Consider the following 22,228-nt stretch of genomic DNA (forward strand, 5'->3'; position numbering starts at 1 on the left):
GACAATGAAATCAACCCTTGCCGGTCTGGCACTCTGCGCGGGCTTTGCCACGCAGGCGGCAGCGCAGGACAATTGGACCATGACCACCACATGGCCGACCTCGCTGGAGCTGATTGAGATCGACAAGCATTTCGTCGATCTGGCCAACAAGCTGACCGGCGACGATCTGACCATCGAATTCTTCGAAGGCGGTTCGCTCGTGCCTGCGGGCGAAGTTTTCGGCGCCGTTGAATCCGGCACCGTTCAGGCCGGCGCGGACTGGCCCGGCTATTGGGCCGGCCGCAACTCCGCCTTCTCGCCACTGGCGACCACGGCGAGCCTGTTCAACGCGGTCGACTACGTGAACTGGATCGAACAATGGGGCGGCAAGGAGCTCTATAACGAGATCTATGGCAAGTTCGGCATGGTCTATCTGCCCTATGGCGTGACCAACAACGAATCCGGTTTCCGCACCAACGAACAGATCGTCACGCTGGAAGACCTCAAGGGCAAGCGTCTGCGTCTTTCGGGTCTGGAGCAGGGCCGTCTGCTGGAGAAGCTGGGCGGTAGCCAAGTTTCCATGGCCGGTGGTGAAATCTACCAGTCGCTGGAACGTGGCGTGATCGACGGGGCGGAATTCTCGACCCCCAACGTCGACTTCTCGGGCGGTTTCCAGCAGGTCACCAAATACTGGGCGACCCCGGGCTGGCACCAGTCGGCGTCGATCTTCGGTGTGATGATCAACAAGGACGCCTGGGACGCGCTGTCCGACGAGACCCGCGAAGCGCTTGAAATCGCGGCGCAGGCCAACCTCGTCTGGTCGCTCTCCTTCACCGAAAAGCGCGCGACCGAAGCCTACCAGCAGTTCCTGGACGCAGGCATCGAGATCAACCGCTATGACGATGAGACCCTCGCCAAGGTTCAGGAAATGGCCAATGAGACCATCGAGGAGACCGCTTGCGAGAACCCCGATTCCGCAAAGGTTTACCTGAGCCAGTTGGAGTATCTGAACGACTACGCCAAATGGCGTGATGCTTCGGCGCCGTTCAACCTGGGCCGTACGCCGAATGGTCCGGACATCGAGAAAATTCGCGGCTGCGCGGAGTGATTTGAGCCAAACGGTTCTAACGGAAAGGCCCGCCATTGGCGGGCCTTTTTGTATGTCCGGAGGGCCATCGCCTGCCCGCGGGTCGGCGACCCCACAGCAGTTCATACCACTTTATTTCTCAACCGTGATGTGCGCCAGCATTGTCCCGCCAAGCCTCACTAAATCGCCTCCCCGGTCGCACCAAAGGTGCGCCCTTCATACTGGTGGCACGCCTTTGGCGTGGCGCGCGGGCAGGCGATGGCCCGGCGCCTGCGGCTTGTCCCGGGCCTGGGTGGCAAAATCACCTTACCCCTCAACCCGCTTCAGAAATTTCTGCAACCGCGCATCCTTCGGCGCACCAAAAATCTCTGCCGGCGCCCCGCTCTCGACGATCTTCCCGCCTTCCATAAAGATCACCCGATCCGCGATCTCGCGCGCAAACTGCATCTCATGGGTCACGATCAGCATGGTCTGGCGGCGCTCCGCCACAGCCCGCATCAGGTCGAGCACCTCGCCCACCCATTCCGGATCCAGCGCAGAGGTGGGCTCGTCAAACAGCATCAACTCCGCCTCCAGCGCCATGGCGCGACCGATGCCGACCCGCTGCTGCTGCCCGCCCGAAAGCGCCGCCGGATAGCTGTCGGCCTTATCGGCCAGACCGGTCTCGGCCAGCACCGCCAAGGCACGCTCCTCGGCCTCGGCCTTTGACCGCTTCTGCACGGTCACCAGGGCTTCCATGATGTTCTGCTTGGCCGTCTTATTGGCAAAGAGCGCGTAGTTCTGAAACACCATCGCCGTGCGCCGGCGCAGTGCCAGCACCTCGGCCTTGCCGGCCTTCGCGGCATCCACGGTCACATCTCCGATCGTGATCCGCCCCGCCTGCGGCACATCCAGAAAGTTCAGGCAGCGCAGCAGGGTCGATTTACCGGTCCCCGAAGGCCCGATCACCACGACCCGCTCGCCATCCGCGATCTGCAGGTCGATGTTGTCCAGAACCGGGCCGCCGCCGAAATGCTTGGTCAGGCCAGAGATATCAATCATCGCACGAACGCCTTGTTGAGATGGGTTTCGAGCCGCTTCTGGCCTTGGCTCAAGACTTCGACGATGACCCAATACATCACCGCCACCACCAGGAAGGCTTCGAAATAAAGGAAACTGCCCGCCGCTTCTTTCTGGGCCGCGCCCATCATCTCGGTCACGCCAAGGGTGAAGGCCAGTGAGGTGCCTTTGATCATGTCGATAAAGTAGTTCACCAATGTCGGCGCCGCGATGCGCGCCGCCTGCGGCAGAATGATCCGCCACATCATCTGGGTTTGGGTCATGCCGATGGATTGCGCCGCCTCCCATTGGCTCCGGTCCACCCCCATGATCGCGGCGCGGATGCTTTCGGCCATATAGGCCGAGAAATGCAGGGTCAGCCCCATGATCGCCGCCGTGACCCCGTCGATCTGGGTGAGGAAAGACAGCACCTGCGGCAGGCCGAAGTAGAACAGAAAGAGCTGCACCAGCAGCGGTGTGCCGCGGAAAAAGCTGATAAAAAGCACCACGAACCAGTCGAGCACCGGCACTTTGGCCACGCGCTCCACCGCCAGAAGCGAGGCGAGGATGAGGGCGAACACCATCCCCGCCACCGCCATGAACAAGGTCAGCGGCACATAGCCCAGAATAACGGGCACCAGTCCCAGCATATAGTCGAGGTCCAGCGCCCGCATGGGTCTTACTCCGCTTTAGTGATGTCGGTGCCGAACCATTTCTGCGAGATTTCGGCCAGCGTGCCGTCTTCGCGCAGGGCGGTCAGCGCCGTGTCGATCTGGTCGCGCAGCGCACGGCCTTCGTCATTGTCCTGGAACGGCAGGGCGTTGCGGATCTCCGAAAACGGCTTGCCCGCCAGTTGCAGCGGCAGTGGGCTTTCCTGGATCAGCTGGGCCGATGACACCCGGTCCATCACAAAAGCGTCGACCCGGCCAAGCGCCGTGTCCTGTGCGATGTTGGACTCATAGGTCTTGATCTCGATCTCATCGGCAAAGTCCAGATCGTTCAACAGTTGCTCAAAGTTCGAGCCAAGGTTCACTGCCACGGTCTTGCCGCGCAGATCCTCAACACCGCCGATTTCTTCGTTGCCCTGTTTGGTCACCACTTGGGCCCCGTCAAAGACGTAAGGCGCGGTAAAGACGAATTTCTCCTCACGCTCGGGCGTGATGGTGATCTGATTGGCGATCGTGTCGATGCGGCCCGCGTCCAGCGCGCCGATCAGGCCAGAGAAGGCCATGGTTTCAAATTCGACGTCGAGACCCGCTTCTTCGCCGACGGCGTTCATCACATCGACTTCAAAGCCCTGCAACTCGTCCTGCTTTACAAAGGTGAAGGGGAAATAGCCGCCCGACATGCCCACACGCAGGGTGTCGGCCTCTTGGGCATAGGCAGCGGAGCCGGAAACCGCGGCGAGGGCGGCGGCGGAAATGATCTGTTTCAGCATGGGGTTACTCCTTTTCGCTTGGGCTTGAGATGTCACTGCGGGCCGAAAGCTTCAATATGGCGGAGCAATGAGGGATAGATATCCAAGGTAGAACGATTGGCAGGAACAAGAGTTTCTGGCCCGCGCTGCGGAAGGAATCTTTCCCGATGAGACAATACCTATCGGAACGCTGTTCTCGCAAACTTCAAAAAATACCCCCCTAGCGGAACGGATATGCAGATCATGCATGGCCCCGAAAGACCCGCCTGCGTCTAGAGCGCGTCGATATCAAGCCCCTCAGCCGCCCAGGCGGCCAGTTTTCGATCCACCGTCTTGCGCGAGACGCCCAAGCGCCGGGCGGCCTCGGCCCGGTTGCCGTTGCACAGATCAAGGATGTGCAGCATGTGGCGCTGTGTCACCAGTTCGAGGTCTTCGATCGCGCGCGGGCCATCCACAGCCCCGTGGCCGGCAAAGGCTTCGGGCAGGCTGCCGAGGATCACCGAGCGCTCGATCAGATTGCGCAGCTCGCGCACATTGCCGGGCCAGTCGTAGCGGCGCAGCTTGAGCAGGGTTTCCGCGTCGAGCCGCAGCGCGGGCATGCCCAAGGCCATGGAGAACTGCTTCATGAACATCGCGGCAAGCTCAACGATATCTTCGGATCGGTCCTTGAGCGGCGGCATCGCGACTTCGACGACATTCATCCGGTGGTAGAGATCGGCACGAAAACGCCCCTCCTCCACGGCCTTTGGCAGATCCGCATTGGTCGCGAAAAGCAGGCGCAGGTTCAGCGGGATTTCACGTTCGGCCCCTTCGGGCCGGATGCGCTGGTCTTCGAGCACCCGTAAGAGCGCGGCCTGTAGCGCTTCGGGCATCTGGGCGACCTCGTCCAGAAACAGGGTGCCACCATCGGCCAAGAGGAACAGACCCGGCTGCAGGGTCTCATTGCCCTCCACCGCGCCAAAAAGCTCCGGCACCAAACGGTCCGGCGCGATGGCGGCGCAGTTCACCGCGACAAAGGGTTTATCGGCGCGGTCGGACATCTGGTGCAATTGCCGCGCGGCCAGTTCCTTGCCGGTCCCGCTGGGCCCGGTGAAGAGCACCGGCGTCGGCACCGGAGCCAAGCGATTGAGCAGGCCGCGCACTTTCGCCAGCGCTTCGGATTTGCCGAGCATCTGCCCCGCCGTGCCCGCATGCAATTCGCGCCGCAGCAGCGTATTGTCCCGCCGCAGGTTCTTGCGATCAAGCGTACGGGACACGGCGCCGAGGATCTGGTTGGCGCGAAACGGCTTCAGGACAAAATCGCTGACCCCGGCCCGCAGGGCCGCGATGGCGGTTTCCAGATCGGCATAGGCGGTGATCAGAACCGTGTCGGCGTAGAAGCCTTTGCGGCGCTGTTCGGCGATCCATTCCAACCCGGTTTTGCCCGGCATGATATTGTCGAGCACGACGACATCGAAATGCGCCTCGTCCAAGAGTTTGGTGGCCTCCGCCGGCGAGGCCGCCTGCGCCACCCGTTTGACGCGCGGCTCAAGGATCTTGGTCAGGAAATGGCGCATCCCCGGTTCGTCGTCGATCACAAGGACCGACGCGCCTTCGAGCGTGCCGCCATATTCGTCCCTCGCCGCCATGCTACGCCTCTTCAGTGTCAGTCCAATCGGACGTTTTCACCTGAATAGACCTCGGCGGAGGAAAAGCCCATCTCATGCAGCCCGAAATAGGCCACGACGCCGATCACCGCGACGCCCAGAAACCCTGCCAGCATGGCTTTCATTGCGCGTATCCTTCTTGCCGACCATTCATTCCGCAGGCGTCCCTTTGTCTTGTTTGACCTCATCGAGCCAGAGCGAATGGTGCTGCTCGGCCCAACGCTCGTCCACCTCGCCGCTGCCCATGGCGTCATAGGCGCCTTCCATGCCGAGCGTGCCGATGTAGATATGCCCGAGGATCAGCGCCATCATCACAAAGCCGATGATCGCATGCCACAGCTGCGCATATTGCATTTCGGCATGGGGCGTCAGATCGGATTGCAACGGGCCCATCCCGGCCCATTCCGCCATCCCGACATCGTTGATGATGCCAAAGGTATGGCCAAAGAGCTGCACCTCGAAGGGGAACAGCAGCGACAGGCCCGAGAGCGAGACCGAAAAGCCCAGGATGATCACGCCCCAAAAGACGATCTTCTGGCCAAAGTTGAACTTCTTGGCCGGGGGGTGGTTGTTGCCGATAAAACCGCCCGCCTGTTTGATCCAGACCCAATCGGACCGGTCGGGGATGTTGTGCCAGACCCACATGACAAAGACCATGACCAGCGCGATCATGAAGGCCCATGACACATTGTTATGGATGAACTTGGAGCCGGTCAGCAGGGCCGAGTTGAACTCATGCCCCAGCAGCGGGATCACCACCTTGCGGCCAAAAAGCGTGGCCAGGCCGGTCAGGGCCAAGAGGATGAAGGAGCCCGCGAGCATCCAATGGGCAAAACGCTCGATCGCTTTGAAGCGGGTGACGGTGCGGCCGATCCTGCCGCCCTCGATCCGAATCCGCCCGCGCAGAAGATAGAACGCTGCGAGCAGAACGATCATGCCAAGCAGAAGCCAGATGCCATAGGTGGCCAGCGGCCCCTCGCGGACCTGCTGCCACCAGATGCCATTGTCTTGCACCAGCACGCGGCCGGTCTTGTTCATCGTGCTGACCTTGACCGGCAGTTCATTATAGCGAATGCCGCGCCAGATATCGGGGTCCGAGCGCCCGCCGAGCGGCCCAAGCCCGGGCACATTGGTCGCATCGCCGCCAAGGTTGTTGCGCCGGAAGCCGTCGTCAATCTGAACCCCGCTTTCGCGCAGTTGGATATCTTGCAGGGTCTGCGCCCCGCCGGTGCTGGCGCGGTCAATCGCCGAGGGCGTCGCGTTTTCCGGCAGGCGCACGTCTTGGGCCGCAGCGCTAAAGGGCAGCGCGGCCAAGGCGAGTATGAAAAGAGCCATCAGGTGGCGCAGCATGGGAAATCCCCCGGCTAGACAAATCTGGTGAAAAGGGGCGGCCCGGTCAGGCCGCCCCGAATGCCGTTACTGGCCCTTTTGCTCATACGCCGTGCCCCAGCCCCAGGCGCCGGAGCCAAAGCCGCGCGCCACGACGCGTTCGCGGTAGATGTCGGAGACCATGTCACCGTCGCCCGCCAGAAGCGCCTTGGTCGAACACATCTCGGCGCAGATCGGCAGTTTGCCTTCCGCGATCCGGTTGCGGCCGTATTTCTGGAACTCCGCCTGGCTGTGGTTCTCTTCCGGGCCACCGGCACAGAAGGTGCATTTGTCCATCTTGCCGCGGCTGCCGAAGTTTCCGGCCTGCGGGTACTGCGGCGCGCCGAAGGGGCAGGCGTAGAAACAGTAGCCGCAGCCGATGCAGAGGTCCTTGGAGTGCAGCACGATGCCGTCGTCGGTCTGGTAGAAACAGTCCACCGGGCAGACCGCCATACAGGGTGCATCCGAGCAGTGCATACAGGCGACCGAGATCGAGCGTTCGCCCGGCTGGCCGTCCTGAATGGTCACCACCCGGCGGCGGTTGATGCCCCAGGGCACCTCATGTTCGTTCTTACAAGCCGTGACGCAGGCGTTGCATTCGATGCAGCGCTCGGCATCGCAGAGAAACTTTGCTCTTGCCATTCTCTTGTCTCCTTACGCTGGCATGATCTTGCAGAGAGTACATTTCGTCTCCTGCATTTGCGTGACTGAATCGTAGCCATAGGTCTGCACGGTGTTGGTGCTTTCGCCCAGCACGATCGGATCGGCCCCGTCGGGGTATTTGTCGCGCAGGCTGACGCCGCCGAGATGCCCGCCGAAGTGGAAGGGCATGAAGGCCACACCCTCGCCCACCCGTTCGGTGACCATGGCCATCACCTTGATCTTGCCGCCCTCTGGCCCTTCGACCCAGACATCGGACCCGTCGCGCACACCGAGGTTATTGGCGTCGCGGGTGTTGATCTCGATGAACATGTTCTGCTGCAGCTCGGCCAGCCAGGGGTTCGACCGGGTCTCATCCCCGCCGCCCTCATATTCGACCAGACGGCCGGAGGTGAGGATGATCGGGAATTCCTGCGAGAAGTCGTTCTTCTGGATCGACGCGTAAAGCGTCGGCACCCGCCAGAAGGTCTTGTCCTCGTAGGTCGGATAATCCGCCACCAGATCGCGCCGGTTCGAGTAAAGCGGCTCGCGGTGCTTCGGCACCGGGTCGGGGAAGGTCCAGACCACGGCGCGGGCCTTGGCGTTGCCGAAGGGCGCGCAGCCGTGTTTGATCGCGACCCGCTGGATGCCGCCCGAAAGGTCGGTCTTCCAGTTGATGCCGCCGACCTGCTCGACATAGTCGGATTCGATCTCGCCCTGCTGCGAAGTTTCGCCGACCTCTTCCTGCCCGTTATCGGCATTCGTCGGTTTTTCGTAGCCCGCGACCGCCTCGATGATGCCGCGTTCCTCTGCCGTCAGATCTCCGTCCCAGCCCAGATCCATCAGCATCTGCATGGTGAATTCCGGATAGCCATCCTGAATCTCGGAGCCTTTGGAATAGACGCCCTCGGCCAGCAGGTTCTCGCCGTCCCGCTCGACCCCGAAACGGGCGCGGAAGGTCAGGCCGCCCTCGGCCACCGGCAGCGACATGTCATAGAGGTTCGCCGTGCCGGGGTGGTTCATCTCGGCGCTGCCCCAGCAGGGCCAGGGCAGACCGTAGAAATCCCCATCCGCCGGGCCGCCCTTGGCGCGCAGGGTGGTTTTGTCGAATGTATGCTGGTTCTGCATATGCGTCTTCAACCGCTCGGGCGATTGGCCGGTATAGCCAATGGTCCACATGCCCTTGTTGAATTCCCGCGTCAGATCTTCGACGAGCGGCTCTTCCCCGTTCACTTCGATGTTGCGGAACATGCGGTCCTCAAAACCGAACTTCTTGGCGAATTTATAGAGGATCGTATGGTCGGGCAGGCTCTCGAACAGCGGCTCGACGACTTTCTCGCGCCACTGCAGCGAGCGGTTCGAGGCGGTGACAGAGCCCGAGGTCTCGAACTGGGTACAGGCCGGCAGCAGATAGGTGTCTTCGGTCCGGTCATGCAACACGGCGGAAACGGTTGGGTATGGGTCCACAACGACCAGCAGGTCGAGCTTTTCCATTGCCGTCTTCATTTCCATCTGGCGGGTCTGCGAGTTTGGCGCGTGACCCCAGAGCACCATGGCTTTGGTGTTGTCGGGCTGCTCAAGGTTCTCGCGATCTTCCAACACGCCGTCGATCCAACGCGACACCGGAATGCCGGTGAGGTTGATCATGCGCTGCTCTTCGCCCGCGCCATCGGTCCAGGCCGCGAAGCGGCTTTGAATCCAATCCAGATCCTCGCCCCAGACCCGCGCCCAATGCGCCCAGGAGCCATCCGACAGACCGTAGTAGCCCGGCAGCGTATCGGCCAGAACGCCCAGATCAGTCGCGCCCTGCACGTTGTCATGGCCACGGAAGATATTGGTGCCACCGCCGGCGCGGCCCATGTTGCCCAAAGCCAGCTGCAAGATGCAATAGGCGCGGGTGTTGTTGTTGCCATTGGTGTGCTGCGTGCCGCCCATGCACCAGATCAACGTGCCGGGGCGGTGGTTGGCCAACGTGCGTGCCACGCGCAAAAGCTGCTCGCCCGGCACGCCGGTGACACGTTCGACTTCTTCGGGCGTCCAATGGGCGACTTCCTTGCGGATTTCATCCATGCCCCAGACGCGGGTGCGGATGAATTCCTGATCTTCCCAGCCGTTTTCAAAGATATGGTAGAGGATGCCCCAGACCAGCGCCACGTCCGAGCCGGGACGGAAGCGTACATATTCATCGGCATGGGCGGCGGTGCGGGTGAAACGCGGGTCGCAGACGATCAGCGGGGCGTTGTTCTCCTCCTTCGCCTTCAGCACATGCTGCAGCGAGACCGGGTGCGCCTCGGCGGGGTTGCCACCGATGATGAAGATCGCCTTGGACTTGTGGATGTCGTTGTAGCTGTTGGTCATGGCGCCGTAGCCCCATGTGTTCGCCACGCCCGCCACGGTGGTAGAGTGACAGATCCGCGCCTGGTGGTCGACGTTGTTGGTGCCCCAATAGGCGGCGAACTTGCGGAACAGATAGGCCTGTTCGTTGGAGTGTTTCGCCGAGCCGAGCCAGTAAACCGAATCCGGGCCGGAGGTGTCACGGATCGACAGCATCTTGTCGCCGATCTCCTCGATCGCCTGCTCCCAAGAGATCCGCTGCCATTCGCCGCCGACCTTCTTCATCGGGTATTTCAGACGCCGCTCACCATGGGCGTGTTCGCGCACCGAAGCGCCTTTGGCGCAATGGGCGCCGAGGTTGAAGGGGCTGTCCCAACCGGGTTCCTGCCCCAGCCAGACACCGTCCGAGACTTCGGCGATGACGGTACAGCCGACCGAGCAATGGGTGCAGACGGATTTCTTGATGTCCATCTTCCCGCTCACCGCGGCGGTGGCGGCTGAGGCCTGCTGCACGCTGCCTGCGGTGGCGGCAATCGCGCTCAGCCCCCCGATGGCAAGGCCCGATCCCCGCAGAAAGGCACGCCGGTCAATTCCGCTGCGCGCCACATCGGACAGGATGCCCGTCCGCCCCGTCGTGCGCGCGACCCCGTTGGTCTTTTTCCTCAACATGTCTTCACTCCCTATATGCGAGGTCGGCCCCGCCTGAGATACTATTGAACGGCGGGCGCGCACGCCCTGCCAAAGGTAAAGGAGCAGCGCCCCCAGATGTCTTTCAGAACCGCGCCGCGGCGTAATAGGCGCGGGTGTGCTCGGTGTCCTGAATGCGGTCCGACGACAGATCAGGGGCGGCAGCGGCTTCGGCCTCGCCGGTGCCGGTGGCCACGGCGACGGCGGCCAAAGGCGCGGCGGTGCCTGCGAATTTCAGGAAATCGCGCCGATCCTTGCGGGCGGGCGTCTCGGCGGAACCCTCTGGCTTGCGTGTCATACTGTCTCTCCTGTTACGTCTCTTGTTCAAGGGCGCGGCGGCCCGCTCGTCTGTTGTCTCAGCCGTCTTTGCTGAGCCGAAAGGCTTCGGCTTCGATCTGCATGAAGGCGCGGCCGATCTTGCCCACAGGCGCATAGAAGACCGAGTTTTTGGCACCCTCCAGATCGGTGAAGAAATGCCCGGCCCATGGCGCGATATGGCGGTTAAAGAAGGTCTTTTGCTGCGCCAGTGACGCGGGGGCCGAGAACCGGCCCACGATCATCGCGCCCATCATCTCCATCAGCGAGGCGATGTTGTCCTCGGGCTCAAAGACATTCGCCGCCCGTTCCAACCCGCGCGCGACCATATCCTGGCGCAGCGCGGCCAAGGGTTTTTCATTCAGGAACCCGGTGAGGTAATAGCTCGCATAGGGCAACAGCTCCCCCCGGCCCAGACCGATGAAGAGCCGGTTGAACTCGCTCTCGGCCCCCGCCGGTTTGGTCTTGCCCGCCAGTTTCGACAGCGCGGCAAAGCCCTGGCCCAGATCGCTGTCATCGCCGGAAAGCGCTGCGCATTGATCGAGCAGCATCTGGTCCGGCGGTCCGGCAAGGATCAGCCCCATGAAGTTATAAAGATCCGCGCGCAGGCGGTCTTCCTCGGGCAAGCTCGTTGCGGCCAATTGGGTCATGCGCCTGTCCCTCCAAAATCCTGCGCCGCATCATCGGCAAAGTGAAACCGCATCCGACGCGTCGTCGGGGCGGGCTGGGCTGTCTCTTCAACGTCAGGACCAAGCTCGGCCTGCGGCTGATAGGCTACTTGTTCAATCTCGTCCCGCGGCGGCGCTTCTGTCAACACCACATCCGTCGTGGTCGTCTCTTCAACCTCGGCGGGGCTGTCCCCCTCCAGCAGCTCTTCGACCTTGGCGACCATGCCACGGCCCACCTGATAGATCGTGTTGACCGGTTTGCCGGCGGTGGCCGCTGCGGTGTAATCGTCGTCGTAATCGTTCAACCGGTCAAGACAGGCGAGCACCGGGTTGGTTTTCCAAAAGCTGCGCAGGGCGCGGGTCTTGAGCCGTTGCGGCAGCTGCGCCTTGAGAAAGGCGCGCAGCTGTTCGCCGCTGACCAGATCTTCGGGCAGGGGCAGATCAAACTCGGCCAGCAGGTCGTCATCACTGCGCTCGGCCAGTGCGGCTTCCTGCGCGGCGCGCGCCCGCGCCTCAGCGGCTTGCGCCTCGGCTTCGGCCTCTGCCACCACGGCGGCGCGGCGTTTTTGCCAGAACCCACTCATGCCAGCCGCTTTCGTTTCAAGGCGGGCGAGGCATAGACGTCGGCGGGTTTTTCAATGCGCGGATCGCCGATGCCATCCTGCTTGCGGTCCATTCGCAAACGGTCCCGCCGCCGCTTCACAAAGGCTTCCTCTTGGTGGAACTCTTCGACAAACGCCTGCACCCAGGCCAACAAGCCCGGGGTCATCGCGACTTTCTCGACGACTTCCTCGGCGCTGTCGCAATAATCCTGCGCCTCATAGGGCGAGGCCGTGATCAGCGCGATCTTGAAAGGCCGTTCATTGTTGCCGGGGATCGGGCGCATGACGACATAGACGCAAGGCACATCCGCCCCCAGCCCATGCACATAGGCTTCGGTCTCCGCCCCATGCAGTTCAATCGGCAGGGTCGCCGCGTGATACTCAACCGTATCACCATCGCGGCGCAGTTCACGCCAATCGGCGGCCCCCGCACCGGGCAGGACAGCGGTCGCCTTCCAGCTCCACTTGGCCCAACGGGTCACCCCGGGCGCACGCCGCAGCACAACGCCCACAGGCATCGTCCGGTACATTTTAGGGTTGTGGATCAATTAGCGCCTCCGTTGCCTCATCTTTCTCCAGCTAGCCGCCATCTGGGAAGTACAATCAAACCAAAACGGCGAAAAACCCGCCTTGAGAGACAAGATGACCCGGCGCTTTCGGGGTTCAATCGCGATCTGGACCTTTTGTCTAACTTGACCTTTTCGGTCGGTTTTCGCGCAGATCGCAGTTGGCGAATCACAGGGGTTTGCCCGATGCTCCCACAGGCGCCCTCGGCCCTGCCCTGGCGGCCCGCTCACGCAGAATTGCGGTTGTAGCTGGGGTCAAAACCTGTCTAGCTTGGGGGCCGCACCGAGGCCCCAAGTGGCATCGGAATGGCGCGCGACATAAGGGAAAATTCATGGCCAAGACGTTGATAACATGCGATTGCGCCGGATCGCAGCGTATCGATTCCGATGCGCTGGCCGGGCGCACCGGTCTGAACGTGGCGCCCCCCTGTTCGGCGCTCTGCACCCAGCAGATCGACCGCGCGGCCAAGGCGCTGACCGGCGGTGATGCGATTTTATGCTGCACCCAGGAAGAGCGCGTCTTTTCCGAATTGGCCGAGGAATTGGGCCTGCCCCCTGCCCCCCTGCTCGACCTGCGCGACCGGGCCGGGTGGTCCGATGATGCGGGGGATAAACTGCCCAAAATGTCCGCCCTGGCCGCAGAGGCGCTTTTGGACGTGCCCGCAGAGAAAACCATCGATGTGGGCTCCGAAGGGCTGTGCCTGATCCTTGGCCGCGGGCCTGCGGCGCTGGAGGCTGCCGAGCAGCTCAAGTCCCACCTCAGCGTTGCGCTTTTGATGGATGACAGCGTGACCGCGGCCGGCGACACCCTGCCCGAGGTCCGCAACTTTGATCTCATCTCCGGCAAGCTGCGCCGGGCCAAAGGGGCGCTTGGCCAGTTCGAGGTGGTGATCGACGCGCTGCGCCAGATTGACCCGCGCGGCCGTGGCCCGCTGAGCTGGACCGCGCCGCGCGATGGGGCGCAGAGCCAATGTGACGTGATCCTTGATCTGCGCGGCGAGACCCCGCTTTTCCCCGCGCATGAGAAACGCGAAGGCTACCTGCGCGCCGATCCCGGCCACCCGCCTGCCGTGGCCGCCGCCGTGCTGGCCGCCTCGCATCTCACCGGCACGTTTGAGCAGCCGCTCTACGTCCGCACCGAGCCGCTGCTCTGCGCCCATAGCCGTGCCGGGCAGACCGGCTGCACCGCCTGTCTCGACCTTTGCCCCACGGGCGCGATCAGCCCCGAGGGCGATCATGTCACCGTCGACCCGATGATCTGCGCGGGCTGCGGGGCCTGTTCCTCGGCCTGCCCTTCGGGCGCGATCAGCTATGACGCGCCGCCGGTGGATTTCACCATGCGCCGGGTGCAGACGCTGGCCCGGGCCTATCTCGAAGCCGGTGGCGATGCGCCGCGCCTGCTGGTGCATGACGCCCATGGCGCCGAGATGATCCGCCTTGCCGCACGCCACGGGCGCGGGCTGCCGGCGGATGTGGTGCCGATGGAACTCGACGCGCTCGCGGCCTTTGGCCATGCCGAGGCGCTGGCGGGGCTGGCGGCAGGTTTCGCCCATGTCTCGTTGCTGCTCGGCCCCAAGGCCGACCGCGAGGCGATTGAAAGCCAAACCGCGCTGGCCCGCGCCATCGCCGGCGAGACCCGGATGTCCCTGATCGACACGCCCGACCCCGAGGCGCTGACCGATATCCTCTATGACGGTGTGGCCCCTGCCCCCGTCGCCCAACCGGTGCGCCCGATGGGCAGCCGCCGCCAGATCGCCCGGCAATCCGCCCGCGCGCTGCAACCCGACACCGAGGTGCTGCCCCTCCCCCAAGGTGCCCCCTATGGCGCCGTGCTGGTGGACAAGGACGCCTGCACGCTCTGTCTCTCCTGCGTCTCGCTCTGCCCCTCGGGCGCGCTCGGTGACAACCCGGACCTGCCGCAGCTGCGCTTTCAGGAGGATGCCTGCCTGCAATGCGGTCTTTGTGCCAATGTCTGCCCCGAAGATGCCATCGCGCTGGACCCGCGGCTCGACCTTACCGAGGCGGCGCTGAGCCAGCGCGTGCTGAACGAGGAAGAACCCTTTCCTTGCGTCGAATGTGGCAGCCTTTTCGGGGTGAAATCCACCGTGGAACGCATCACCGACAAGCTGCGCAGCCATGCGATGTTTGCGGATGAAGCGAAGCTGCGGATGATCCAGATGTGCGATGACTGCCGGATCAATGCGCAGTACCATAGCAGCGACAATCCGATGACGGGGGCGGAGCGTCCCCGCCCGCGGACCACCGACGATTACCTCTCCAAACGGCGCGACCACTAGGCCGCCACCTTAGCAAAGGAGCCTCCCATGAGCGAAGACTTCAACATGTCGATGCGCAAGTTTCTCAAACAGGTCGGCGTGACCTCGCAGCAGGCGATCGAGAAAGCCATGCGCGAGCATGACACCGCCGGTAAGAATTTCGCTGTCAAAGCCGTGATCACCATCCCCGAACTGGGCCTTGAGCATGAGATCGACGGCACCATCGCCGGCGCGGATCAGGGCGAGGCGTAAGCGACGTGACTGCCAGCAGAGACGCGGTTCTGACCGCATTGAAGACCGTGACCGATCCGGCCACGGGCACCGACATCGTGGCCAGTGGCGTGATGCGGGCGCTCAACGTGGACGCCGCGGGCGCGGTGCGTTTCGTGATGGAAATCCCGCCCGCGCAGGCCAAAGCCTATGAGGAGGCCAAGGCGCAGGCCGAAGCGGCGCTGAACGCGCTGGACGGGGTGAGCAAAGTCTCCATCGTGCTGACCGGCCATAGCGAGAAGGCCCCGCCCCCGGACCTCAAGCCGCAGCGCAAGGCCGAGCCGACTGGCCCGCAAAAAATCCCCGGTGTTGACCGCATCATCGCCGTAGCCTCGGGCAAGGGCGGGGTCGGCAAATCCACCGTTTCGGCCAATCTCGCCTGTGCACTCGCAGCCCAAGGCCGCCGCGTCGGGCTCTTGGATGCGGATGTCTACGGCCCCAGCCAGCCGCGCATGCTTGGCGTCTCGGGCCGCCCGGCTTCGCCCGATGGCAAGACGATCCTGCCGATGCGCAACCATGGTGTCACGATGATGTCGATCGGGTTGATGACCAACGAAGATCAAGCCGTGGTCTGGCGCGGGCCGATGCTGATGGGCGCGCTGCAACAGATGATGACACAGGTTCAATGGGGCGCGCTTGACGTGCTGATCGTCGACCTGCCGCCCGGCACCGGCGACGTGCAGATGACGCTGGCACAAAAGGCGCAGGTCGATGGGGCGGTTATCGTCTCTACACCGCAGGATGTGGCTCTGATCGACGCGCGCAAGGGCATCGACATGTTCAACCAGCTTAAGGTGCCGATCCTCGGCATGATCGAGAATATGTCGACGCATGTCTGCTCGAACTGCGGCCACGAAGAGCATGTCTTTGGCCATGGCGGTGTCGCCTCGGAAGCCGAGAAATGGGGCGTGCCGCTCTTGGCCGAAGTGCCGCTGGACCTGCAAATCCGCCTTGCCTCCGACGGCGGCGCGCCGATCACCGTGAGCCAGCCGGACAGCAAACAGGCCGCGGCCTTTCACATCATTGCCAAGCAACTCGTGGAGGCCGGCGCGGCATGAGCGAGGCCCTGTCCTTCCCGCCGCTGATGTCGGGCGAAGCGGTGACGGGCGATGCCATCGCCGCCGCCTGCGCCCGCGCGGCGGCGGGCTGCGATGCGGGGTTGATCTGCTACCGGCTGGACGGGGCCCAGATGCAAGCCGCGCTGGTTTTTGCCCCCGAGGTGCCGCTGGCGCAGGCTGTGGCGATGCTGCCGCTCTGCGGCGTGGGTTTTCAGAACGCCCTCGGCGCGCTGTCGCCACCCGAGGTTGCGGTGCAGCTTGACTGGGACGGCGGCATTCGGCTCAACGGCGCCTCTTGCGGGGCCTTTCGCATGGTCGCCCCGACCACCGATCCCGAGGCCATTCCTGATTGGCTGGTCGTCGGTTTCACCCTGCCGCTCTATCCCGCCGACGACCCTGATTTGGCCCAAACCGGTCTGAACCCCGATCAAACCGCGCTCTATGCCGAAGGCTGCGCCGAGGTGCAGCCCCCTGCCCTTGTCGAAGCCTGGGCCAGACACACGCTGCATTGGATCAACCGTTGGGAAGACCTTGGCCCCGCGAGCCTGCACCGGGAATGGCGCGGTTTGGTTTTCGGGATCGACGAGGATGCGACAGTGCAGGGCCAGAGCGGCAGATTCATCGGTGTCGATGAGGATTTCGGCATGTTACAGCGCAGCGCAGACACCACGCGGCTGATCCCGCTCACCACCCTATTGGAGCCCGCCCCATGACCCTCAAACTTGCCCGCGCGATCCATTTCGACGAAAGCGACCGCAACGTCTTTGCCTCCCCCGCCCGGACCGGCGAATGGTGCATCTCTGGCGGGTTCGAGTTCTCGGACTGGACCGAGGGCGACCTGACCGGCAAGGCACGTCAGGCCTTTGCGAATGGCTGGCTGGGGTTGGAGACCTTTGGCCGTGTCACCTTTGTCGCCGTGACCCAGATCGAAGAGGCCGAGGTCGAGACCTTGGCGGCCCTCTTGGCGCAGCATTTCGTGACCTATTACGGCGCGCCCTCGGTCGATGCCGCGCGCCCCGTCGCGCAGGAGGAACTGGCCCAGATGATCGACCTCTGCGCGGATCACGCGCCGAACTGCCTGTTGACCGTGGCGCGCGAATTGACCGACGCCGGTGTGCGCGAGAGCTTTCGCATGATCCAGCCACAGGACGCCGGATTGGAACAATTCGCCATTCACGGCGATCTGCCGGAATGAGTGCCCGCGCCCCGGTCCTCGGGGGCGCGGATCGTCTCTAACGCAGGCTAGTCCGCCGCATTCGCATTGAAGACAAAGAGCGTCTCACCGTTGATCTTATAGTCATTGATCAAGGTCTTGGCGCGGTCGGAGGTAAGCCAATCCTCCAGCTTCAGCGCGAGATCATTCTTCACATGGCCGTGCATCTCAGGGTTCACCGGCAGATAGGCGTATTGATTGAACAGAACCGGATCGCCCGCATAGAGCAGGGCCAGATCGCCCTTATTGCCAAAGTTCAGCCAGCTCGCCCGGTCTGACATGATATAGGCTGGCATCCCCGAGGCCGTGTTCAGCGCGGCGCCCATGCCGGCGCCCACGGCATTGTACCAATCGCCAAACTCGGCCGGGTCCAAGCCGGCCTCGCGCCAGAGCGACAGTTCCTTCTTATGGGTGCCGCTGTCGTCACCGCGGCTGACAAACTCGGCTTCCGCCTCGGCGATGGCGGCCAATGCGGCGGTGGCTGAATCAGATGTCTTGATCTCGGCGGGGTCTGCTTTCGGCCCGATGAAAACGAAATCATTATACATGACCTCTGTGCGATGCGACCCGTAGCCGCCTTCGACAAATGCCTCTTCGGCGCTGCGTGAATGCACGAGGATCGCATCCACATCGCCCGCTTCGCCCAGTTTGATCGCCTGCCCGGTGCCGACCACCAGAAGCTGCAGATCAATATTCAGATCGCTTGCGATTTCAGGAAGCAGGACATCCGCCAGACCGGAATTGTTAAAGGAGGTCGTGACCGCCATTTTCATGACGTCCTGGGCCTGTGCCGTATTGGCCATTGCGATTGCTGCAACGGCCCCTGTGATCCAATATTTCATTCTACAATGTCTCCTCTGAGAAATGCCCGCGCCTGAGGCGTCTTGGGCTGGTTGAAAAAACTTGCGGCCTCGCCGACTTCATGCAGTCGGCCACCGAGCAGAAACAGCACGCGATCCGCCAAACGTCGCGCTTGGCCAAGGTCGTGGGTCGATAGAATAAGACGGGTGCCCGCGGCTTTGGCATTCTGCAGGATTTCCTCGATCTCCCGCGTTGCCCGGCCATCCAGCGCGGCGCAGGGTTCGTCGAGAAACAGCAGTTTCGGCTCACAGATCAGCGCGCGGGCCAAGGCCAGCTTTTGCTGCTCTCCGCCTGATAGAACCGGGGCTTGGCGGGTTAAAAGCCGTCCGAGTCCGACCCGCTCCGCCCAGTCCTGGGCCCTGACTTTGGCCTCCGCTTTCCGCATTCCCCTTTGCCTTAGGGGATAGAGCAGGTTTTCCATCACGGTCCTCCGCAGCATCACGGGACGCTGGAAAACAAAGGCCTGATGGTGCCGCGCCTCTTCGGTTGAACAGGCCCATTCGATCTGCCCTGCCGAAAGCCGCGCGGTGCCGTGAAGAAGCTGCAAGAGGGTCGTTTTGCCCGCCCCATTCGGCCCGAGCACGACGGTCGCCCCATCCCCGGCAAGAGTGAGATCAATCGGCCCAACCAACTGTTGCCCGCGGCGCCGGCTTTGAATGCCGCGTGCGGTGAGCGGGAAAAGATCCATCACCAACGCCCCTCACGCTCGGTCCGGCCCAGCCAATGGATGGCAAGGTTCACGGTCATCGCCATGCCGATCAGCACAAAGCCCAGTGCCAAGGCCAAGGCGAATTCGCCCTTGCCTGTCTCCAGAGCGATTGCCGTGGTCAGCACCCGCGTGGCATGGTCGATATTGCCCCCCACAATCATAATCGCGCCGACCTCGCCAATGGCCCGGCCAAAGCCGGCCAAGGCCGCGGTCAGCAAAGCCCGGCGGCTGTCCCAGAGCAACGTCCGGATTTTCTGGCGCTGCGTGACATTCATCGAGATCAGCAGATCGTGGTAGTCCTGCCAAAGATCCCGGATCGATTGATGCGCGATCGAGGCGATCAGCGGCACGATGATAATCACCTGCGCGATGATCATCGCGGCGGGGGTGAAAAGCAGCCCGAAGACCCCCAAGGGGCCGGAGCGCGACAGGATGACGTAAACGATCAGCCCGACGACCACCGGGGGCAGCCCCATCAGCGCGTTCAGCATGGCGATCACCAGCCGCCGCGCCCGAAACCGTTTGACCGCGACCAAAGCCGCAAGGGGCAGCGCGATGAGACAGGCGATCACCAATGCAGACAGGGTCACCTGCAACGAGCGGCCCGCGATCTCGACCAATTCGGGATCCAGCGTCAACACAAGCCAGAAGGCCTGCGTCATACCGCTCCAAATATCGACCATGGCGTGACGGCCCTCCTTAGCGGGGCAGATTCCCGCGCGCCCGCACCCTGTCAGGAGCGCGCAGCGGAGGCCAGAGCGGAAACGTTAGAAAATCGCGGCAAAGACAAAGGGACCGGTGCTTTTGGCGATATCGGCCCGGTAGGGTTATTTTGTCCAAGGATCGTCGGTGGGTTTCTTCGATTCTATCAAAGGCACCGCATTAGGGTCTAATTTGGGGGGATGCAGTCTGGCGGATTGGGCGGCGCCTTCTGGTCCTTAGCCCTGCCTGCCTGGAGAAAAAACGAATGAGGTCAATTATTTGCGGTGGAACTGCGCGCTTTCATCCCCCGTTCAGCGTAGCCATTAGCACTGTGGCCAAGACACCGCGCGCAAGAATCTGTTGCACAATCACGCGGATTAACATTAAGTAACGGAAACAAAAGCGCTACCGAATAATAGCGTTACTGAGAGCGAGGGCAGATGTGACCACTACCGTACACATCAATACACGGATCCGCCGTAACGCGGAAACGCTTTCCGAAGCGTTGGAAAGTCACATGCTAAAGGTCTTCGCACCGGACGCTCGGAAGGAGCTGCGGCGCTTTTCGGCCGGAGAAGCCGCTGAATTGCTTGGCATTTCTACCAGTTTCCTGCGGAAGCTGCATTTTGACGGGAAAGTCGTCGACGTGCAAACCAGCCCGGGTGGGCGGCGCCATTACAGCGCCGAAGACCTGCTTGAGATCCGCCGGACCCTTGAATCCTCCGCAAAAACCCGCGGCGCGTATCAACGGGGGCGTCGAGAAGGCGATAAGCTACAGGTGCTGTCCTTCCTCAACTTCAAAGGCGGCAGTGGCAAGACCACGAGCGCGATCCATGCGGCGCAGCGTTTGGCGCTTAAAGGCTATCGCGTCCTTTGCGTTGATATCGACCCCCAAGCGTCTCTAACAACGCTTTTTGGCTATCGTCCTGAGTATGATTTCCTTAATTCGGGTACGATCTACGATGCCATTCGCTATGACGACCCCCTGCCCTTGGCAGATGTCATTCAAAAGACCTATTTCACGGGTATCGACCTCGCACCCGGCGGGCTGATGCTTCAGGAATTTGAACATGAGACGCCGCAGGCGCTTTTGAACAATGCCCATCCGCCGTTTTTTGCTCGGCTCGCGACGGCTTTGCAGGACGGCGAACAAGACTATGACGTGGTCATCTTCGACTGTCCGCCGCAATTGGGCTATTTGACAATGTCGGCCCTCTGCGCCTCCACAAGCGTGTTGATCACTGTTGTGCCCAATATGCTCGATGTCGCGTCGATGTCTCAGTTCTTGCAGATGAGCGCCGATCTGCTTGATGTCGTCTCTAACGCGGGGGCAAGCATGGAGTTTGACTTCCTGCGTTTCCTCATCAACCGCTATGAGCCAAACGATGGCCCGCAACAGCAGGTGCTGTCTTTTCTGCGCCAGTTGTTTGACGAAGAGGTCATGGTGGCCCCGATGTTGAAGTCGACAGCGATCTCCGACGCGGGGCTGACCCATCAGACGATCTATGAGGTCGACCGGTCACAGTTTCACCGCACGACCTATGACCGTGCGGTGGATTCACTAAACCTCGTGAATGACGAAATAGAGACCTTGATCCAGAAAGCATGGGGGCGGTAATGGCGCGTAAGGGTATTCTTTCAACCGGGTCCAGTCCGGAGACAAAAACCGAAAGCAGAGCCAAATCTTTCGGTTCAGAGCCTGTTGGGGCTAAGCCCAAGTCCCATCTCATGCCGCGCGGTGCGGTGGGTGCATTGCAGTCATCCTTGAACCGGATGCAGGAAAATGCCGTTCAAGAGTTGGATGCATCGCTCATCGATATGGCGGGGGTCGAGGACCGTTTAGGGACTGATCTTCAGGCGCAAGAGCAGCTTGAAGAGAGCCTGCGGTCCTATGGCCAACAGGTGCCCGTCTTGGTGCGGCCGCATCCGAAAAAACCGGGTCGCTACGAGATCGTTTATGGCCGGCGTCGGCTTCACGCCCTGAAGTCGCTTGGCCTGCCCGTCAAAGCAATGGTGCGGCAGCTCGACGATCATGCTTTGGTCATGGCCCAGGGTCAGGAAAACACGGCCCGGCAGGATCTGTCCTTTATCGAAAAGGCGAGTTTCGCGGCACAGCTCGATTCCGGTGGGCATGATCGGCAGACAATAGCGGATGCGCTGTCGATCGATCTGCCGATGGTCAGTCGGATGTTAAAGGTGGGTCACGCCTTTGATCTGCCCTTTCTGCGGCAGGTCGGCTCGGCCCCATCAATTGGCCGGGATCGCTGGATGGCGCTGGTCAAACTGTTTCAGGAGGCAGAGGCCAAGGACCGGGCAGTCGCCTATATGAGCCGTCCCGAATGGAGCGGGCTGACCTCGGACGAGCGGTTCGAGGCGATTTTTGCGCAAGCGAGCGCTGCGCCCAGCAAAGAGACCCCCTCCCCCACAGCCGCCGCCAAGGCACGCACCCTGCGCAACCGCGATGGCAAAGCCCTTGCCGATATTCGCAGCGGCAAGCGAGGCGTCACCCTGACCGTCGCGGCGCGGGCGGCAGAGGGTTTCGACACATGGCTCGACGCTCATGCGGAAGAGCTTTTGCAAGAGATTCACGACCGCTGGCAACAGACCCGCGCGTGAGACATTGAGGAAGTAGCAACAGGAGGCACATCAGGACCACAAAAGAAAAGCCCCCCAGGATGAATCCCGGAAGGCCCTTCTCAAACTTTGCACCTTCGAGATAGCCCCAAAGATTCACCACTGTCAACTCTACCCGTTGGGATAGGGCCGGTATTTTGTTGTCTTTCGTGATTTTAC

The 22,228-nt window shown here is 62.3% G+C and carries 23 protein-coding genes; 8 read left to right on the forward strand and 15 right to left on the reverse strand.

All coding sequences use genetic code 11. The features are described 5' to 3' along the window. Window positions 1-4 precede the first annotated feature (4 nt). Window positions 5-1,087: a TRAP transporter substrate-binding protein DctP gene (gene dctP, locus AB4M76_RS18485; protein ID WP_368443813.1), complete on the forward strand. Its 1,083-nt coding sequence runs from the start codon at window positions 5-7 to the stop codon at window positions 1,085-1,087. Between the two features lie 285 nt (window positions 1,088-1,372). Here the strand turns inward: dctP and AB4M76_RS18490 are convergent, their stop codons facing one another. From AB4M76_RS18490 to AB4M76_RS18545, 12 genes are all read right to left on the reverse strand, one after another. Beyond that, on the reverse strand, window positions 1,373-2,107 hold the full coding sequence (locus AB4M76_RS18490) for an amino acid ABC transporter ATP-binding protein (protein WP_368443642.1): 735 nt from the start codon (window positions 2,105-2,107) through the stop codon (window positions 1,373-1,375). Further along, entirely contained in the window at window positions 2,104-2,778 is a 675-nt protein-coding gene (locus AB4M76_RS18495; protein WP_368443643.1) for an amino acid ABC transporter permease, read from the reverse strand. Before AB4M76_RS18495 ends, AB4M76_RS18490 begins: the two co-directional genes overlap by 4 nt. A 5-nt stretch (window positions 2,779-2,783) precedes the next feature. Beyond that, complete coding sequence (locus tag AB4M76_RS18500; protein WP_368443645.1) at window positions 2,784-3,542, reverse strand: amino acid ABC transporter substrate-binding protein; 759 nt, start codon at window positions 3,540-3,542, stop codon at window positions 2,784-2,786. A 251-nt stretch (window positions 3,543-3,793) separates the two neighbouring features. After that, complete coding sequence (locus AB4M76_RS18505; RefSeq protein ID WP_368443647.1) at window positions 3,794-5,149, reverse strand: sigma-54-dependent transcriptional regulator; 1,356 nt, start codon at window positions 5,147-5,149, stop codon at window positions 3,794-3,796. 17 nt (window positions 5,150-5,166) lie between these two features. Beyond that, window positions 5,167-5,292, reverse strand: a complete 126-nt coding sequence (locus tag AB4M76_RS18510) for a hypothetical protein (protein ID WP_269343110.1) — start codon at window positions 5,290-5,292, stop codon at window positions 5,167-5,169. 25 nt (window positions 5,293-5,317) lie between these two features. After that, window positions 5,318-6,517 (reverse strand): formate dehydrogenase subunit gamma, encoded by a 1,200-nt coding sequence (locus tag AB4M76_RS18515; protein ID WP_368443649.1) that lies wholly within the window; start codon window positions 6,515-6,517, stop codon window positions 5,318-5,320. Window positions 6,518-6,583: 66 nt separating this feature from the next. After that, entirely contained in the window at window positions 6,584-7,177 is a 594-nt protein-coding gene (gene fdh3B / locus AB4M76_RS18520; protein WP_067266580.1) for a formate dehydrogenase FDH3 subunit beta, read from the reverse strand. A gap of 12 nt (window positions 7,178-7,189) precedes the next feature. Further along, on the reverse strand, window positions 7,190-10,177 hold the full coding sequence (locus tag AB4M76_RS18525) for a formate dehydrogenase subunit alpha (RefSeq protein WP_368443652.1): 2,988 nt from the start codon (window positions 10,175-10,177) through the stop codon (window positions 7,190-7,192). A 103-nt stretch (window positions 10,178-10,280) separates the two neighbouring features. Next, window positions 10,281-10,493: a twin-arginine translocation signal domain-containing protein gene (locus tag AB4M76_RS18530; protein WP_368443654.1), complete on the reverse strand. Its 213-nt coding sequence runs from the start codon at window positions 10,491-10,493 to the stop codon at window positions 10,281-10,283. A 58-nt stretch (window positions 10,494-10,551) separates the two neighbouring features. Then, window positions 10,552-11,160 carry a molecular chaperone gene (locus AB4M76_RS18535; RefSeq protein ID WP_368443656.1) on the reverse strand — a complete coding sequence of 203 codons (609 nt, stop codon included), beginning with the start codon at window positions 11,158-11,160 and terminating at the stop codon, window positions 10,552-10,554. Next, window positions 11,157-11,762, reverse strand: coding sequence for a DUF3306 domain-containing protein (locus AB4M76_RS18540; protein ID WP_368443658.1), 606 nt, complete (start codon window positions 11,760-11,762; stop codon window positions 11,157-11,159). Before AB4M76_RS18540 ends, AB4M76_RS18535 begins: the two co-directional genes overlap by 4 nt. Then, the gene (locus AB4M76_RS18545; protein ID WP_368443815.1) at window positions 11,759-12,298 is read right to left on the reverse strand and encodes a DUF3305 domain-containing protein; all 540 of its coding nucleotides are present in this window, start codon (window positions 12,296-12,298) and stop codon (window positions 11,759-11,761) included. Before AB4M76_RS18545 ends, AB4M76_RS18540 begins: the two co-directional genes overlap by 4 nt. Before the next feature lie 380 nt (window positions 12,299-12,678). On the opposite strand from AB4M76_RS18545, the gene AB4M76_RS18550 reads away from it, so the two are divergent. The 5 genes from AB4M76_RS18550 to AB4M76_RS18570 are packed head-to-tail and all read left to right on the forward strand — an operon-like array spanning window position 12,679 to window position 17,145. Then, a complete protein-coding gene (locus tag AB4M76_RS18550; protein WP_368443660.1) occupies window positions 12,679-14,643 on the forward strand; it encodes a 4Fe-4S binding protein in 1,965 nt (654 codons plus the stop codon). A gap of 27 nt (window positions 14,644-14,670) precedes the next feature. Next, window positions 14,671-14,874: a DUF6494 family protein gene (locus tag AB4M76_RS18555; protein ID WP_368443662.1), complete on the forward strand. Its 204-nt coding sequence runs from the start codon at window positions 14,671-14,673 to the stop codon at window positions 14,872-14,874. 5 nt (window positions 14,875-14,879) lie between these two features. Beyond that, the gene (locus AB4M76_RS18560; protein ID WP_368443664.1) at window positions 14,880-15,950 is read left to right on the forward strand and encodes a P-loop NTPase; all 1,071 of its coding nucleotides are present in this window, start codon (window positions 14,880-14,882) and stop codon (window positions 15,948-15,950) included. Continuing rightward, a complete protein-coding gene (locus tag AB4M76_RS18565) occupies window positions 15,947-16,663 on the forward strand; it encodes a DUF4444 domain-containing protein (RefSeq protein ID WP_368443666.1) in 717 nt (238 codons plus the stop codon). The genes AB4M76_RS18560 and AB4M76_RS18565 overlap by 4 nt, the downstream gene beginning before the upstream one ends. Further along, the gene (locus AB4M76_RS18570; protein WP_093742565.1) at window positions 16,660-17,145 is read left to right on the forward strand and encodes a DUF6505 family protein; all 486 of its coding nucleotides are present in this window, start codon (window positions 16,660-16,662) and stop codon (window positions 17,143-17,145) included. The genes AB4M76_RS18565 and AB4M76_RS18570 overlap by 4 nt, the downstream gene beginning before the upstream one ends. Window positions 17,146-17,192: 47 nt before the next feature. On the opposite strand, the gene AB4M76_RS18575 is transcribed toward AB4M76_RS18570, so the two are convergent. From AB4M76_RS18575 to AB4M76_RS18585, 3 genes are read right to left on the reverse strand one after another with little or no spacing between them, the layout of a single operon-like run. Next, window positions 17,193-18,005, reverse strand: coding sequence for a substrate-binding domain-containing protein (locus AB4M76_RS18575; protein ID WP_368443668.1), 813 nt, complete (start codon window positions 18,003-18,005; stop codon window positions 17,193-17,195). Next, window positions 18,002-18,712 (reverse strand): energy-coupling factor ABC transporter ATP-binding protein, encoded by a 711-nt coding sequence (locus AB4M76_RS18580; RefSeq protein ID WP_368443670.1) that lies wholly within the window; start codon window positions 18,710-18,712, stop codon window positions 18,002-18,004. Before AB4M76_RS18580 ends, AB4M76_RS18575 begins: the two co-directional genes overlap by 4 nt. Continuing rightward, on the reverse strand, window positions 18,712-19,416 hold the full coding sequence (locus tag AB4M76_RS18585; protein WP_368443672.1) for an ABC transporter permease: 705 nt from the start codon (window positions 19,414-19,416) through the stop codon (window positions 18,712-18,714). The genes AB4M76_RS18580 and AB4M76_RS18585 overlap by 1 nt, the downstream gene beginning before the upstream one ends. Window positions 19,417-19,877: 461 nt before the next feature. Here AB4M76_RS18585 and repA point away from each other — a divergent pair, with 461 nt between their 5' ends. Both repA and repB read left to right on the forward strand, forming a co-directional pair. Then, the gene (repA, locus tag AB4M76_RS18590) at window positions 19,878-21,053 is read left to right on the forward strand and encodes a plasmid partitioning protein RepA (protein ID WP_368443674.1); all 1,176 of its coding nucleotides are present in this window, start codon (window positions 19,878-19,880) and stop codon (window positions 21,051-21,053) included. Continuing rightward, on the forward strand, window positions 21,053-22,051 hold the full coding sequence (repB, locus tag AB4M76_RS18595) for a plasmid partitioning protein RepB (RefSeq protein ID WP_368443676.1): 999 nt from the start codon (window positions 21,053-21,055) through the stop codon (window positions 22,049-22,051). Before repA ends, repB begins: the two co-directional genes overlap by 1 nt. Window positions 22,052-22,228 lie beyond the last annotated feature (177 nt).

The organism is Sulfitobacter sp. PS-8MA, from assembly GCF_040933935.1.
Lineage (GTDB): Bacteria > Pseudomonadota > Alphaproteobacteria > Rhodobacterales > Rhodobacteraceae > Sulfitobacter.

Coding starts and splice junctions, on each gene's coding strand:
- dctP (WP_368443813.1), top strand. CDS start 5: ATGAAATCAACCCTTGCCGGTCTGGCACTCTGCGCGGGCTTTGCCACG.
- AB4M76_RS18490 (WP_368443642.1), bottom strand. CDS start 2,107: ATGATTGATATCTCTGGCCTGACCAAGCATTTCGGCGGCGGCCCGGTT.
- AB4M76_RS18495 (WP_368443643.1), bottom strand. CDS start 2,778: ATGCGGGCGCTGGACCTCGACTATATGCTGGGACTGGTGCCCGTTATT.
- AB4M76_RS18500 (WP_368443645.1), bottom strand. CDS start 3,542: ATGCTGAAACAGATCATTTCCGCCGCCGCCCTCGCCGCGGTTTCCGGC.
- AB4M76_RS18505 (WP_368443647.1), bottom strand. CDS start 5,149: ATGGCGGCGAGGGACGAATATGGCGGCACGCTCGAAGGCGCGTCGGTC.
- AB4M76_RS18510 (WP_269343110.1), bottom strand. CDS start 5,292: ATGAAAGCCATGCTGGCAGGGTTTCTGGGCGTCGCGGTGATCGGCGTC.
- AB4M76_RS18515 (WP_368443649.1), bottom strand. CDS start 6,517: ATGCTGCGCCACCTGATGGCTCTTTTCATACTCGCCTTGGCCGCGCTG.
- fdh3B (WP_067266580.1), bottom strand. CDS start 7,177: ATGGCAAGAGCAAAGTTTCTCTGCGATGCCGAGCGCTGCATCGAATGC.
- AB4M76_RS18525 (WP_368443652.1), bottom strand. CDS start 10,177: ATGTTGAGGAAAAAGACCAACGGGGTCGCGCGCACGACGGGGCGGACG.
- AB4M76_RS18530 (WP_368443654.1), bottom strand. CDS start 10,493: ATGACACGCAAGCCAGAGGGTTCCGCCGAGACGCCCGCCCGCAAGGAT.
- AB4M76_RS18535 (WP_368443656.1), bottom strand. CDS start 11,160: ATGACCCAATTGGCCGCAACGAGCTTGCCCGAGGAAGACCGCCTGCGC.
- AB4M76_RS18540 (WP_368443658.1), bottom strand. CDS start 11,762: ATGAGTGGGTTCTGGCAAAAACGCCGCGCCGCCGTGGTGGCAGAGGCC.
- AB4M76_RS18545 (WP_368443815.1), bottom strand. CDS start 12,298: ATGCCTGTGGGCGTTGTGCTGCGGCGTGCGCCCGGGGTGACCCGTTGG.
- AB4M76_RS18550 (WP_368443660.1), top strand. CDS start 12,679: ATGGCCAAGACGTTGATAACATGCGATTGCGCCGGATCGCAGCGTATC.
- AB4M76_RS18555 (WP_368443662.1), top strand. CDS start 14,671: ATGAGCGAAGACTTCAACATGTCGATGCGCAAGTTTCTCAAACAGGTC.
- AB4M76_RS18565 (WP_368443666.1), top strand. CDS start 15,947: ATGAGCGAGGCCCTGTCCTTCCCGCCGCTGATGTCGGGCGAAGCGGTG.
- AB4M76_RS18570 (WP_093742565.1), top strand. CDS start 16,660: ATGACCCTCAAACTTGCCCGCGCGATCCATTTCGACGAAAGCGACCGC.
- AB4M76_RS18575 (WP_368443668.1), bottom strand. CDS start 18,005: ATGAAATATTGGATCACAGGGGCCGTTGCAGCAATCGCAATGGCCAAT.
- AB4M76_RS18580 (WP_368443670.1), bottom strand. CDS start 18,712: ATGGATCTTTTCCCGCTCACCGCACGCGGCATTCAAAGCCGGCGCCGC.
- AB4M76_RS18585 (WP_368443672.1), bottom strand. CDS start 19,416: ATGGTCGATATTTGGAGCGGTATGACGCAGGCCTTCTGGCTTGTGTTG.
- repB (WP_368443676.1), top strand. CDS start 21,053: ATGGCGCGTAAGGGTATTCTTTCAACCGGGTCCAGTCCGGAGACAAAA.